This is a genomic window from Epibacterium sp. ABV4_022 (assembly GCF_056159345.1).
Genome location: NZ_JBSWVA010000001.1, coordinates 2,240,595 through 2,253,623, shown reverse-complemented (window position 1 = coordinate 2,253,623; position 13,029 = coordinate 2,240,595). Strand labels below are relative to the sequence as shown.

General features: G+C 64.6%; 12 protein-coding genes. 1 reads left to right on the top strand and 11 read right to left on the bottom strand.

The window, feature by feature from the left end; genetic code table 11:
* Positions 1-119: 119 nt before the first annotated feature.
* From ACXAF5_RS10635 to ACXAF5_RS10610, 6 genes are read right to left on the bottom strand one after another with little or no spacing between them, the layout of a single operon-like run.
* Entirely contained in the window at positions 120-1,292 is a 1,173-nt protein-coding gene (locus ACXAF5_RS10635; protein ID WP_474946554.1) for a molybdopterin molybdotransferase MoeA, read from the bottom strand.
* Between the two features lie 3 nt (positions 1,293-1,295).
* Positions 1,296-1,766, bottom strand: a complete 471-nt coding sequence (gene moaC / locus ACXAF5_RS10630) for a cyclic pyranopterin monophosphate synthase MoaC (RefSeq protein ID WP_474946553.1) — start codon at positions 1,764-1,766, stop codon at positions 1,296-1,298.
* Between the two features lie 12 nt (positions 1,767-1,778).
* Positions 1,779-2,588, bottom strand: coding sequence for an indole-3-glycerol phosphate synthase TrpC (gene trpC, locus ACXAF5_RS10625; RefSeq protein ID WP_474946552.1), 810 nt, complete (start codon positions 2,586-2,588; stop codon positions 1,779-1,781).
* Positions 2,581-3,285, bottom strand: a complete 705-nt coding sequence (locus ACXAF5_RS10620) for a uracil-DNA glycosylase (protein ID WP_474946551.1) — start codon at positions 3,283-3,285, stop codon at positions 2,581-2,583. Before ACXAF5_RS10620 ends, trpC begins: the two co-directional genes overlap by 8 nt.
* Complete coding sequence (trpD, locus tag ACXAF5_RS10615) at positions 3,285-4,307, bottom strand: anthranilate phosphoribosyltransferase (RefSeq protein ID WP_474946550.1); 1,023 nt, start codon at positions 4,305-4,307, stop codon at positions 3,285-3,287. Before trpD ends, ACXAF5_RS10620 begins: the two co-directional genes overlap by 1 nt.
* The gene (locus ACXAF5_RS10610) at positions 4,304-4,885 is read right to left on the bottom strand and encodes an anthranilate synthase component II (RefSeq protein ID WP_411051030.1); all 582 of its coding nucleotides are present in this window, start codon (positions 4,883-4,885) and stop codon (positions 4,304-4,306) included. The genes trpD and ACXAF5_RS10610 overlap by 4 nt, the downstream gene beginning before the upstream one ends.
* Before the next feature lie 194 nt (positions 4,886-5,079).
* Between ACXAF5_RS10610 and ACXAF5_RS10605 the strand changes: the two genes are divergently transcribed.
* Positions 5,080-6,636 carry a divergent polysaccharide deacetylase family protein gene (locus ACXAF5_RS10605; RefSeq protein WP_474946549.1) on the top strand — a complete coding sequence of 519 codons (1,557 nt, stop codon included), beginning with the start codon at positions 5,080-5,082 and terminating at the stop codon, positions 6,634-6,636.
* An 82-nt stretch (positions 6,637-6,718) separates the two neighbouring features.
* Here ACXAF5_RS10605 and trpE read toward each other — a convergent pair whose 3' ends face one another.
* From trpE to fabI, 5 genes are all read right to left on the bottom strand, one after another.
* Positions 6,719-8,230 carry an anthranilate synthase component I gene (trpE, locus tag ACXAF5_RS10600; RefSeq protein WP_474946548.1) on the bottom strand — a complete coding sequence of 504 codons (1,512 nt, stop codon included), beginning with the start codon at positions 8,228-8,230 and terminating at the stop codon, positions 6,719-6,721.
* 21 nt (positions 8,231-8,251) lie between these two features.
* Positions 8,252-10,087 carry a peptidylprolyl isomerase gene (locus ACXAF5_RS10595; protein WP_474946547.1) on the bottom strand — a complete coding sequence of 612 codons (1,836 nt, stop codon included), beginning with the start codon at positions 10,085-10,087 and terminating at the stop codon, positions 8,252-8,254.
* A 158-nt stretch (positions 10,088-10,245) separates the two neighbouring features.
* On the bottom strand, positions 10,246-11,421 hold the full coding sequence (locus tag ACXAF5_RS10590) for an aminotransferase (RefSeq protein ID WP_474946546.1): 1,176 nt from the start codon (positions 11,419-11,421) through the stop codon (positions 10,246-10,248).
* Between the two features lie 150 nt (positions 11,422-11,571).
* On the bottom strand, positions 11,572-12,102 hold the full coding sequence (gene gpt, locus ACXAF5_RS10585) for a xanthine phosphoribosyltransferase (RefSeq protein ID WP_239359491.1): 531 nt from the start codon (positions 12,100-12,102) through the stop codon (positions 11,572-11,574).
* 5 nt (positions 12,103-12,107) lie between these two features.
* Positions 12,108-12,914, bottom strand: coding sequence for an enoyl-ACP reductase FabI (gene fabI, locus ACXAF5_RS10580; RefSeq protein ID WP_474946545.1), 807 nt, complete (start codon positions 12,912-12,914; stop codon positions 12,108-12,110).
* Positions 12,915-13,029: the final 115 nt, after the last annotated feature.

Genomic DNA, 13,029 nt, shown 5'->3' with positions numbered 1-13,029 from the left:
TTCCCGTTTTGTGTCAACCGCTCGGGTCATAACGGGAACATAAAAAGCTCAGGTAAGCTGCGATACAGACAGGGATTTCGCCTGAATGCCCTGCGCCGTGCGTCAACCTGATCTGTGCGTCAGAGGGAGAGGAAATCGACAGGCTCGCCGATCTCGCGGGCCGGGTCATGCGGCGGGCGCACGATCAGGGCTTCGGCCTGGGCCAGAACCGAGAGCAGAGAGCTGTCCTGACTGTCAAAGGCCTGCAGGCCCGTGTCCTGCCATGTGGCGCGCATATAGTGCTGACGAGGGCCATTGGCGGGCAGGGCCGCTGCCAGCGGCGCGGTGGAGAGCCGCTCTGCCGCTGTTGGCAGGCTGAGCATGGCCTGCAGCATCGGCACCACAAAGACCCGACCGCAGATCATGGCGGAGACCGGATTGCCCGGCAGCCCGACCATGGCGCCCGCACCCAAGCGGCCCGCCATCAGCGGTTTGCCGGGGCGCATGGCAACCTTGTAGAACGCACGGTCCATCCCGAGGCTTTCGGCCACACCCGCAACCAGATCATGATCACCGACCGAGGCACCACCGATGGTCACGATCAGATCGGCATCATGTGCCAACCCAAAGGCGGTGCGCAGCGAGGCATCCGTGTCGCGCGCGATCGGCAGCATGCGCACCTCGGCGCCGTGCTCTTCGAGCATCGCCTTGAGGCCAAAGGTGTTGGAAACGATGATCTGATCCGGGCCGGGGGTCTCGCCGGGCATCACCAGCTCGTCTCCAGTGGACATCAGCGCCACCACGGGGCGACGGCGCACCGGCACCTCGGCAATGTTCATCGCCGCCAAGAGCGCGATATCAGCAGGGCGCAACAGGCGCGGGGCGTCGACGGTTTGGCCAGTGCGAAAATCACGGCCCCGGTCGCGGATATTGGCGTTACCCCCCGGATCATCAGTGATGGTGATGAGGTCGCCCTTACGGTCAACGTCTTCTTGGATCACCACAAAACTTGCGCCTTCCGGCACCGGCGCTCCGGTAAAGATCCGCACCGCCTGACCGGCACCGACCCGGCCCTGAAACCCATGTCCGGCAGCGGCCTCGCCGATCACCTTGAACATCGCATGCAGCTCCACCTCGGCGGCATTCACCGCATAGCCATCCATGGCGGAAGCATCAAAGGGCGGCTGATCGCGCCCTGCGGTGACGGGCTGTGCCAGCACACGGCCCGCCGCCTGCGCCAAGGGGACTGTCTCCACATCAACGGCAGAGACAAGATCAAGCAGCGCGGCGCGGGCCTCGGAGACGGAGATCATCGTTTACGCCTCGTAACGGCCGGATTTGCCGCCGTCTTTCAGCAGCACGCGGATGCCGCCGATTTCCATTGCCTTGTCCACCGCCTTGGCCATGTCATAGACCGTGAGGCAGGCGGTGGAGACGGCGGTCAGGGCCTCCATCTCGACACCGGTCTGGCCGGTGGTCTTGACGGTGCCCTCAACACGCACGCCCGGAAGGTCGGGGTCGAGGGTCAGCTCCACCGTGACCTTGGTGATCGGCAGCGGATGACAGAGCGGGATCAGCTCGGCGGTTTTCTTGGCCCCCATAATCCCGGCGAGACGCGCAACCGACAGCACATCGCCCTTCTTGGCGCGGCCTTCGGCGATTATGTCAAACGTCTCCTGCGCCATGCGAATATGGCCCTCGGCGACGGCGATGCGGGCGGTCACATCCTTGTCGGAGACATCCACCATATGGGCGTCGCCCTTCTGGTCAAAATGGGTCAGGGACATGGGCAGAGCTCCTCAGACACCGGGCACAAGCGGGTTGGCGAGCAGTTCGCGGGTGGCGGTGGCCACGTCCTGCTGCCGCATCAGGCTCTCACCAATCAGGAAGCTGCGCGCGCCGTAGCGCGCCATATCCGAGAGATCCTCGGGCGTGGACAGGCCGCTCTCGCAGACGATGGACCGTTCCGGCGGCACCAGACGCGACAGGTGGCGGGTGGTGTCCAGCGTGGTCTCGAAGGTCTTGAGGTTGCGGTTGTTGATGCCCATCAGGCGCGACTTCAGATGGCAGGCGCGTTCCAACTCCTCTTCATTGTGGACCTCCAGCAGCACATCCATGCCCCAGTCAAAGGCGCAGGCTTCCAGTTCTGCCGCCTGGGCATCGCTCACCGACGCAAGGATGATCAGGATGCAGTCGGCCCCCAGCGCGCGGGCTTCGGCGACCTGATAGGTGTCATACATGAAATCCTTGCGCAGGCAGGGCAGGTCGCAGGCGGCGCGGGCCTCCACCAGATAGTCCTTGGCGCCCTGAAAGCTCGGCGTGTCGGTGAGTACCGACAGACAGGCGGCCCCGCCATCGGCATAGGCCTTGGCAAGCGTGGCAGGGTCGAAGTCGGCGCGGATCAACCCTTTGGAGGGGCTGGCTTTCTTGATCTCGGCAATCAGCCCGTAGCCCTCGTGGGTGGCCTGGATCAGACGGTCCGCAAAGCCGCGCACCGGATCGGCACTGCGGGCCTCGGCCTCCACATCGGCCAGCGGTTTGGCGGCCTTGTCGGCGGCCACTTCTTCGAGTTTGTAGGCTTTGATTTTATCGAGGATGGTCTCAGACATCGAAGAGGCTCCCTTGAGAAGTACGTGGGGCGGCCCACGAGATAGGCTGCTCGCCGCGGGCGGAGAGCCAGTCATTGATCCGTGTAAACGGACGCGATCCAAAAAAACCGCGCCGCGCCGACAGGGGCGAAGGATGGGCCGTCTTCAGGATCAGGTGATCGCCGGGACGGATGTGTTTTTCAAGCGCCTGCGCTTGATTGCCCCAGAGGACATAGGCCGTCGGGCGGCGAGAGCTATGATCCAATACCTGATGCGCAAGTTCCTGCCAGCCGAGTTTTTTGTGGCCATTGGCGTCGCCCGCAGGCACCGAGAGCACCGTATTGAGCAAAAGCACGCCCTGCGCGGCCCAAGGGCGCAGATCGCCGGTGTCGGGGCAGCAGCCGATGTCGTCGCGCATCTCCTGATAGATATTGCGCAATGATCGGGGCAGGGGTGTCACCTCCGGTTCCACCGAAAAAGACAGCCCATGGGCGTGACCCGGCGTGGGATAGGGGTCCTGCCCGAGGATCACCACGCGGGTGGCCTCTGGCGGGGTCAGTTCAAGGGCGGCAAAGCGCTGATGCGCAGGCGGCAGGATCTGCCGCGTGTCTTGTGCGAGCTTTGCCTCAATCTCAGGCCAATGCGTCTGAAAGAACGGCAGGTCCGCCCAGCCCCCGACCGCAGGTCGCAGGGCTGAGGCGTGGTCTTGCGGGGCCATCAGGCGGCCTCCGAAGTGATCCGTGCAACCGCCGTGACCTTGCCAAGGGCCGCACCGCTGTCGATGCTTTCGGCGGCACGTTCCGCGCCTTCCTTGAGCGAGGAGACTGTACCTGCCACCACCTGCGCGGCAGCGGAGTTGAGCAGCACCGCGTCACGATAGGCCGAGGGCGCGCCGTTCAAAAGCGCGCGAAACGCCTCGGCATTTTCGGCGGGGGTGCCACCCACGATCGCTTCAAAGGGATGTTCGGGCAGGCCGGCTTCCTCCGGGTGGATCTCGAATTCGGAAATGCTGCCGTCTTCCCCAAGCCCCGCAACCCAGCTGACGCCGGTGATGGTCAGCTCGTCAGTGCCGTCAGAGCCATGCACCAGCCATGCCTTGTCCGAACCCAGCTGTTGCAGGGTTTCTGCCATCGGGCGGATCAGGTCGCGGCTGAAGGCTCCGGTCAGCTGGCGTTTGACACCCGCCGGATTGGTCAGCGGGCCGAGGATGTTGAAAATCGTCCGCGTGCCAAGTTCCTGACGGGTGGGCATCACATGGGCAATTGCCGGGTGATGCATCGGCGCCATCATGAAACAGATGCCCGCCTCTTGCAGTGATTTTTCAACCACTTTTGGGCCGACCATCACCTGAATGCCCATCTCGGTCAGCGCATCTGCCGCACCGGATTTGGACGACAGGTTGCGATTGCCGTGTTTGGCCACAGGCACGCCGGTGCCCGCCACCACAAAGGCCGTCGCGGTGGAGATATTAAGCGTGCCCTTGCCATCGCCGCCGGTGCCGACAATGTCCATCGCGCCCTGAGGCGCGGTGACCTTGTTGCATTTGGCGCGCATCACGGCGGCAGCGGCGGCATATTCATCCACCGTCTCGCCCCGGGTGCGCAGGGCCATCAGAAGACCGCCGATCTGGCTTGGGGTGGCCTCGCCATTGAACAGCGCGGCAAAGGCGGTTTCGGCTTCGGTACGGGTCAGGGCGCGATCTGCGGCCAGACCGATCAGAGGTTTCAGCGCATCACTCATGCCGGGACCTTCATCTCATTCAGGAAGTTCTGCAGGAGCGCATGCCCATGCTCGGAGGCGATGGATTCCGGGTGGAACTGAACGCCGTGGATGGGCAGCTCTTTGTGCTGCAGGCCCATGATGGTGCCGTCTTCCAGCTCTGCGGTGATTTCCAGACAGTCCGGAAAGCTCTCGCGCTCCACCACCAGCGAGTGATAGCGGGTGGCATCGAACGGCGACGGCAGCCCCTTGAAGAGGCCCTTGTCGGTGTGATGCATCTTGCCCATCTTGCCATGCACAATCTCATGACAGCGCACCACCTTGCCCCCAAAGGACTGACCGATGGTCTGATGACCAAGGCAGACGCCCAACAGCGGCGTGCGGGTTTCGGCGGCCGCTTCGGTCAGCGCAAGGCAGATGCCTGCCTGATCGGGGTCGCAGGGGCCGGGGCTCAGCAGGATGCCGGCGGGCTTCATCGCCATGGCGTGCTGCACATCCAACGCATCGTTTCGCCAGACCTCGATCTCGGCGCCCAGCTCGCCAAGATAATGCACGAGGTTGTAGGTGAAGGAGTCGTAGTTGTCGATAAGCAGCAACATCTTGGGACGCTCTTTTAAGGGTGGCGGGCGGGGGCCGCGCCGAGATATAGTGAACGGAACCATACATGTTCAGGGATGCGCGGCAGCGTCAAGAGCACATCCGAAATGCCGACGGGCATGAGGAGCAGGTGCCAACTGCCGAGGCCCCGGCATAAGGGCAAAAGAACGGGCACAGGCGAGAGGGCGAAACAGGCATGCGAGGATTTCTGGGAGGCGTGAGCGTTGGGGCGCTGGTCGCAACGGCAGGAGCAGCCGTGTGGTCGCTGTCGACCCCCTTGCCCCCGGGCGTGGACGTCTCCGGCGACACGCCAGCACCCATTCTGGCCCCGCGGGACAGCGGCATCGTGCCCCAGGAAACGCCCGGGTCCGATGCGGATCTGGTGGAGACCGCCCCGGCCGCCCCCGATCAGGGCCAGGCGACCGAATCCGAAACGGCGGTCGAAATCGATACCGAATCTGCCGATCAGCCGGATGTGTCGACCGAGGTCGCCGGACCCGACGCCACTGATCCCGCGCCGCAGGGTGCAGAACCGCCAGCGGTGCAACCGGAACAGGATGCGCCGGTGACCGGCAGCGAGGGGGCCGTGGCCCTGGCCCCGCCCGTCGCCGATACCGATCCGCAGCCCGACACCGGCACCGCCACCGCGCCGCCGTCATCGGATGGGGTGGGCGCTCCGGCTCTGGATACCCCGGACGCGGAGACCGGCCTGCCAGGTCTGGATGCGGGGACAGCGGATGTGGCGCCGCAGATCGAAACGGCGACGCCCTCGGTGCAGAGCCCGGACATCGGCACCAGTCCCGGCCTGACCCCACCTGACAGTTTCTCCGGGACAGCGCCGGTGCCGCCCGTTCCGGCGCCGGACACAACCGCTGATGCGGACGAGGCTGCGGATGAGGCGCAGCGCATCGCCGATCTGCCGCAGGCCTCTGACGCGGCCGATCCCGCGGATGATGAGACCTCTGCCGCAGACAGCAGGCCCCGGATCGGCACGCCGGTGGTGCCGCTGACAGAACGGGATGCAGAGACCGCAGCCGAGGCTGAGGCCGCCGCGCCAGAGGCAGATGCGCCGCCGTTTGTCCGCAACGGCGAACCCGCAACCCCGGCGCCGGGGCTGCCATTGATGTCGATCATCCTGGTCGAGGAAGAAGGCGCGGTCGGGGCCGAAGCGCTGGCCGAGTTCCCCTATCCGCTGACCTTTGCGATCGATCCGGCCGACCCGGAAGCCGCCGCGCGCATGCAGGCGCGCCGGGCTGCCGGTTTCGAGGTGATGGTGCTGGCCGATCTGCCGCGCGATGCCGGGCCGCAGGATGCGGAAACCGCGCTGCCGATCTGGTTCGACCGACTACCAGAGTCGGTTGCGCTGCTCGAAGGGGTGGACAGCGGGATTCAGGGCAACCGGCCGCTGGCGGATCAGGTCTCGGCGATTGCGGCGGATCTTGGCTATGGGCTGGTGTTGCAGGACAATGGCCTGAACACGGTGCAGAAAATGGCGTTGCGGGACGGGGTGCCCGCCGGAGTGGTGTTCCGCGACTTTGACGGCGCCGGGCAGGATCCGCGCGCGATGCGGCGGTTCCTGGATCAGGCCGCCTTCCGCGCCGGTCAAGAGGGCGCGGTCATCATGCTGGGCCGCCTGAAACCGGACACGATCTCGGCCCTGCTGATTTGGGGCCTGCAGGATCGCGCCAGCCGGGTCGAACTGGTGCCGGTCTCCGCCAGCCTCAAACGCCTGCTGGAGCCGGTTTCGCAATAAGCCGTCCCTCAGATGGTATAAAACAAAACGCGCTCCTCGATCATCTCGGGAGCGCGTTTTTCATTTTGCAGCCCTGGTTTTTTCAGCGGTTGCCGTCGCCGGTGAAACGTGCAGCATCTGCCGCCGCGCGGCGGATCGCGTTGGATTTATGCACGGTCTCCATATATTCCGCCTCCGGATCGCTGTCGTAGACAACGCCGCCCCCGGCCTGAATATAGAGCTTTTGATCCTGCACGATCGCGGTGCGCAGCGCGATGCACATATCCATGTCGCCCCCGGCGCTGAAATAGCCGACACCGCCGCCATAAATGCCGCGTTTTTCCGGTTCCAGCTCGTCGATGATCTCCATCGCGCGCACCTTGGGCGCACCGGACACCGTGCCCGCAGGCATGCCCGCGAAAAACGCATCCAGCGCGTCTTTGTCCTCGTGCAGCTCTCCGACCACGTTGGAGACGATATGCATCACGTGGCTGTAACGCTCGATGATGAACTCTTCGGTGGGGCGCACGGTGCCGATCTTGGCGACGCGGCCCACATCGTTGCGGCCCAGATCCAGGAGCATCAGATGCTCGGCCAACTCTTTCTTGTCAGCGAGCAGATCCTGTTCCAGCGCCTTGTCCTCTTCTGGGGTGGCGCCGCGCGGACGGGTGCCCGCGATGGGGCGAATGGTAACCTCGTTGCCAAAGACCCGCACGAGGATCTCGGGGCTGGCGCCGATCACCTGAAAGCCGCCGAAGTTGAAATAGAACATGAACGGCGAGGGGTTGGTGCGCCGGAGCGAGCGATACAGCGCAAAAGGCGGCTGCGGAAACTCCTGCGTCCAGCGCTGCGCGGGCACCACCTGAAAGATGTCCCCGGCGCGGATGTAGTCCTTGGCCTTCTCGACGGCGGCCATATAGCCGTCCTTGGTAAAGTTCGAGACCGGCGGGGCCACCTCGCGCGCCTCGCCCAGATCGCGGGTTTCGGCGGGCATGGCGCGTTCGAGGTCGCGCACGGCATCCATCACGCGTTCGGCAGCCTGAGCATAGGCCGCGCGCGCCGATTGCCCGTCGCTGACCCACGCCGGAGAGACCACCGTGACCTCGCCCTTGACGCCGTCCAGCACCGCCACCGCAGAGGGGCGGATCATCACCGCATCGGGCAGGCCGAGCGGGTCCGGGTTCACATGGGGCAGATGCTCCACATGGCGGATCATGTCATAGCCCAGATAGCCAAAGAGCCCCGCCGACGCCTGCGGCAGGTCATCGGGCAGCTCGATGCGGCTTTCGGCCAGCAGCGCGCGCAGCGTGTCGAGCGGATTGCCCTCGACAGGGGCAAAACCCTCGGGATCGAACCGCGCGGCGCGGTTGATTTCGGCCTGTTCGCCCCGGGAGCGCCAGATCAGGTCCGGCTTCATGCCGATGATGGAATAGCGCCCGCGCACCTCGCCGCCGGTCACCGATTCCAGCATGAAGGCATCCTTCTGCGCGCCGGTGAGTTTCAGCATCAGGGACACGGGCGTATCCAGATCGGCGGCAAGCCGCGTGTAGACCACCTGGTTTTCGCCGGCCTCATAGGCTTTGGCGAAGGTCTCGAAATCGGGGATCAGGGCCATCAGAGCGCGCGCCTCTCGAAGTTATTGAAAGCTGGCGTGAACGGAATTCACGGCCTGCTGGTTGACCTGGGGCTGGGCGCGCGTCTGCACCGCCTGCATGTAGATCTGGAAGATCTCGTTCGACAGCGACTGGTCCAGCTGCTCGCTCAGGGCCTGCGACAGGAACTGCATGTCCTCGCTGTCATCCGGCGGCAGTGTGTCATCCAGGCGCACGACCACGGTGCCCTCGGCATCGGAGACCACGCGCAGCTCTCCCGCTTCCATCTCGAACACCTGGTTCATGAGATCAACCGGGGTCTGATCGAGGTAGGCCGTGCGGGTCAGGCCGGTCTGTTCGATCACCTTGCGCTCCTCGGGGAATTGACCGTCGGCTGCCTCGGTCGCGGCCATGATCTCTTCGGCCTGGGTGCGCAGCGCCTGCGCGATCCGGTCCTGTTTGAAGGCTTCGGCAACTGCCGGACGCGCGGCGTCGAACGGTTGCGGGCGCGGGGCCAGAACCTCGTTCAGGCGCAGGGCAAACAGGCTGCCGTCCTCCAGGAAGCCAACCTCCGGGAAATCCTCCAGCGTCACCGCCTCTGCCGCGTTGCGGAAGGTGTCATAGGCGGCGATGTCGTCGGTGGTATCGGCGGTCCAGTCGATCTGCCCCAGCACCAGGCCGGTTTCCTCTTCGGCCAGCTCTTCCAGCGTGGCACCGCCGGCAAGCGCGTCGTCGATCCCTTCGGACCGGGTCTCGATCACGCGGCGGGCGCGGTCCAGTGCCAGTTCTTCGCGCAGCACCGGCAGCGCATCCTCAAAGCTGGTGTATTTTGCCTCCAGCATGCCGTTCACGCGATAGAGCGCGGGACCGAGGTCGGAGGGCAGGGGGCCGGCGACATCGCCGATCTCGACCGCAAACACGCCTTCACCCGCGTCCCCCAGATCGCTCTGTGCCACGTCGCCCATGTCGATGTCCGACAGCGACAGGCCCCGGTCCTCGACCAGGGATTCGAAGGTGGTGCCGCCGATGTCCAGTTGCGCCTTGGCGGTTTCCGCGGCGTCCTGATCGGCAAACACGAGACGCTCGACCAGGCGGCGTTCGGGCACGTTGAATTCGGCGTCGCGTTCTTCGTACAGCGCGCGCAGGGCGGTTTCATCCACCTCGACCTCGTCCACCAGCGCATCGGGGCGCAGGGCGACATAGGTGATGACCTTGGTGCGCGGCAGGGTGAAATCCTCGATATTGCTCTCGTAAAAGGCTTTGAGCTCCGCTTCGGTGGGTTCCACCGTGGTCAGGATCACATCGGCCTCGGTCAATTGCACGTAGGAGAAGCTGCGGCGCGCGCCGATGTAATCGGTGAGGGTCTCGCCCAGAACGGCAGGCATGCGGGTGCCGCCGACGATCGCGCCCTGCAACAGGGTGCGGGCGGTTTCGGCACGCATGTCCTCTTCGAATTCGGTTTCGGACAGGCCGGCATTGTCCAGCGCGAAGCTGTAATTATCGCGGCTGAAGCTGCCGTCGGAGCCCTGGAAGGCGCCAATCTGCGTGATTTCCTGCAGCAGCACCTCATCGCCGACCGACAGGCCGAGGGTCTGGAGCTCATTGTCGAGCGCGGCCGAGGCCACCAGACCGGAGAGAACACCGCGATCAACGCCCATGGAGATCAGCTGCGACAGCGGGATGGACTGGCCCGACTGGGCCTGAATGGCGCGCTGTTCCTGCTGCAGCGCACGGGCGTAATCATCGACGCTGACCTTGGCCTCGCCAACGGTGGCCAGCGTGCGGGTGGTGCCGGATACGTTGATCGCGCCAAAGCCGGCAAGCCCCACGAACAACAGACCCATGAGGATCCAAACGAAGGTCTTTGAAAGGTTTTTCATGCCTGCGGCCCTTTATGTCGTCTTTTGGCGGCGCGCTGCGGCATCGCATGCCGGGCGGCCTTTAGGTCTGCCGAGCGGATCGGCTCTTGTCTGTTGCGGCCTTGAATACGCGTCTGCCCGCTGAGGAGCAAGCATGCATGGCGCCGCCCGGATCGCACTTAGCCGGAGAACCCGGCGAGGCGATCAATCATCTCGGATATGCCGCTGCGATCCACATTGGCGAAGGCGATGCGGAGCTGGCGCTGCCCCTCTGGTGATCCGTCCGGGGTGAACATGCTGCCCGGTAGCATCAGAACGCCGATCTCCTGCAACATCTTTTGCGCGAGCTGGTCCGAGGGGCTGTCGAACGGGTGCTGCACATAGGCAAAATAAGCGCCCAGTCCCAACAACTGCCAACCCTGCGCGGCCAGGGGCGCGAATCCCTCCGCGATGGCGGCGCGGCGGTCGAGGATCTCTTCCCGCTCCGCCGCCAGCCACGGGGCGAGGTTCTCGATACCCCAGGCCGCGCCGATCTGTCCGACCTGAGCGGGGCAGATGGTGACGGTGTCGAGGAATTTCTCCATCTCCAGCAGTCGTGCGGGGCTGGTGGCAATGGCGCCGACGCGGTGTCCGGTCAGGCGATAGGCCTTGGAGAAGGAATAGAGATGCACCAGCGTGTCCGGCCAGTCCGGGCGCTGAAACAGCCCGTGCGGCGCGCCGGTGCGGCTGTCGAAATCACGGTAGGTTTCATCCACGATCAGCGTCAGCCCGTGCCGCTGTGCCAGGTCGTAGAAGGCATCGAGCAGCTCTGCCGGGTATTCCACGCCACAGGGATTGTTGGGCGTCACCAGCGCGATGGCGCGGGTGCGATCCGTGATCAGCGTCTCGGCCCGGGCGACATCGGGCAGCATGCCCGTCCCGACCGGCAAGGGCTGGGTCTCCACCCCCTGCATATCAAGCCACATCTTGTGGTTGAAGTACCAGGGCGTCGGCAGGATCACCGCGTCGCCCTCGGCGCAAAGACTCTGAATGGTAGCGGCAAAGGCCTGGTTGCAGCCGGAGGTGATGGCGACCTCCTCGGCGCTGACCTGCGCCGCGTAGTGGCGGCTGATCTGCGCCGCCAGTGCCGCGCGCAGATCCGGGTTGCCCAGCACCGGACCATAAAGATGGGCGCTGTCCTGATGCAGGACGGCCTCTGCCATGGCGCGGCGCAATCCTTCGGGCGGCGGATCCGCGGGCGCGGCCTGGCTGAGGTTCAACAAAGGCTGGTCGTCCGAGAACTCCACCCCCGACAGCCAGCGGCGGGACTCCACGATCGGCGAGACGAAAGTGGCGGCGGTTCTGGCCAGCGGCATGGGATCATCCTTCACAGTCAAAACGTTCGCGGCATTAGCGCGATTTCGCAGGGCAGTTGCAAGGGGTGGGCAGAGGTTGGCACCAAAGAAAAAACGCGCCCCGAAAGGCGCGCTTTGTCAACAGTGGCGGTGCCGCCCGGATCAACCGGATCAATCGGTGCCGCGATAGGGCTCGACATATTGCAGCGCCATATCCCAGGGGAAAAAGATCCAGGTGTCCTGACTGACGCCGGTGATGAAGGTATCGACCTGCGGCTCACCCTGCGGTTTTGCATAGACGGTTGCCAGATGCGCCTTGGGATAGCGGCTGCGCACCAGTTCCAGGGTTTTGCCGGAATCAACCAGATCGTCGACGATCAGGATGCCGGTGCCGTCACCCATGATGTCAGGATCCGGGCTCTTCAGCACTTCGGCCTCGCGGCGCTGATCGGCCTTGCCGCCGCCGGAGTGATAGGATTTCACACTGATTGTATCGACGGTGCGAATGTCGAGCTCCCGCGCCACGATCATCGCCGGTGCCATGCCACCGCGGGTGATCGCCACCACCGCGCGCCAGTGGCCCTCATCGGGCCCGAGCCCGTCCAGACGCCACGCCAGCGCGCGGCTGTCACGGTGAATCTGATCCCAGGAGATGTGAAACCCCTTTTCATGGGGCAGGCGGTTCGGGTCCTTGGTGCTCATCTGGGTCAGCCTTTCTCGATGTCCGGGGCGTCCACGGCCTTCATACCGACCACGTGATAGCCCGCATCCACATGCAGGTTCTCGCCGGTCACACCAGAGGCCAGATCCGACAGGAGATACAGCGCGGATTTGCCCACGTCATCGGTGGTCACATTGCGGCGCAGCGGCGAGTTGTACTCGTTCCACTTCATGATGTAGCGGAAATCGCCGATGCCGGAGGCCGCCAGCGTCTTGATCGGGCCGGCAGAGATCGCGTTGACGCGGATGCCGTCCTTTCCCAGATCCTCGGCCAAGTATTTCACCGACGCCTCCAGCGCGGCCTTGGCGACACCCATTACGTTATAATGCGGCATCACCTGTTCGGCGCCATAGTAGGTCAGCGTCAGCATGGAGCCGCCCGCGTCCATCATCTTCTCCGCGCGTTTTGCAACCGCGGTGAAGGAATAGACCGAGATGTCCATGGTCATCTGGAAGTTGGCGCGGCTGGTGTCGACATAGCGGCCACGCAGCTCGCTCTTGTCGGAAAAGCCGATGGCATGCACGATAAAGTCGAGCTTGCCCCATTTTTCCTCAAGCGCGGCAAACAGCGCGTCGATCGACGCCTCATCCGCCACATCGCAGGGCAGCACGATGTCGCTGCCCAACTGGGCCGCCAAAGGGTCGACCCGCTTCTTCAGCGCATCACCCTGATAGGAGAACGCAAGTTCCGCTCCGGCCTCGGCGCAGGCTTTGGCAATGCCCCACGCGATGGATTTGTCATTGGCCAGGCCCATGATGAGGCCTCGTTTTCCGGCCATCAGTTGACTAGACATGCAGGTTCTCCGCCTGTGATCGGTTAATAGAACGTCCTTTAGCCCGCTGCGTCAAAGGCATCAAGGGCGGACACTGCTGTCCAGTCTTTCAATCGGGCACAAAGGTCACTAAGTT

Excerpts from the sequence above, each read along its gene's own strand:
- moaC (WP_474946553.1), bottom strand. The coding sequence starts at position 1,766 with ATGTCCCTGACCCATTTTGACCAGAAGGGCGACGCCCATATGGTGGAT.
- ACXAF5_RS10605 (WP_474946549.1), top strand. The coding sequence starts at position 5,080 with ATGCGAGGATTTCTGGGAGGCGTGAGCGTTGGGGCGCTGGTCGCAACG.
- trpD (WP_474946550.1), bottom strand. The coding sequence starts at position 4,307 with ATGAGTGATGCGCTGAAACCTCTGATCGGTCTGGCCGCAGATCGCGCC.
- ACXAF5_RS10610 (WP_411051030.1), bottom strand. The coding sequence starts at position 4,885 with ATGTTGCTGCTTATCGACAACTACGACTCCTTCACCTACAACCTCGTG.
- ACXAF5_RS10590 (WP_474946546.1), bottom strand. The coding sequence starts at position 11,421 with ATGCCGCTGGCCAGAACCGCCGCCACTTTCGTCTCGCCGATCGTGGAG.
- trpC (WP_474946552.1), bottom strand. The coding sequence starts at position 2,588 with ATGTCTGAGACCATCCTCGATAAAATCAAAGCCTACAAACTCGAAGAA.
- ACXAF5_RS10595 (WP_474946547.1), bottom strand. The coding sequence starts at position 10,087 with ATGAAAAACCTTTCAAAGACCTTCGTTTGGATCCTCATGGGTCTGTTG.
- ACXAF5_RS10620 (WP_474946551.1), bottom strand. The coding sequence starts at position 3,285 with ATGGCCCCGCAAGACCACGCCTCAGCCCTGCGACCTGCGGTCGGGGGC.
- fabI (WP_474946545.1), bottom strand. The coding sequence starts at position 12,914 with ATGTCTAGTCAACTGATGGCCGGAAAACGAGGCCTCATCATGGGCCTG.
- ACXAF5_RS10635 (WP_474946554.1), bottom strand. The coding sequence starts at position 1,292 with ATGATCTCCGTCTCCGAGGCCCGCGCCGCGCTGCTTGATCTTGTCTCT.
- trpE (WP_474946548.1), bottom strand. The coding sequence starts at position 8,230 with ATGGCCCTGATCCCCGATTTCGAGACCTTCGCCAAAGCCTATGAGGCC.
- gpt (WP_239359491.1), bottom strand. The coding sequence starts at position 12,102 with ATGAGCACCAAGGACCCGAACCGCCTGCCCCATGAAAAGGGGTTTCAC.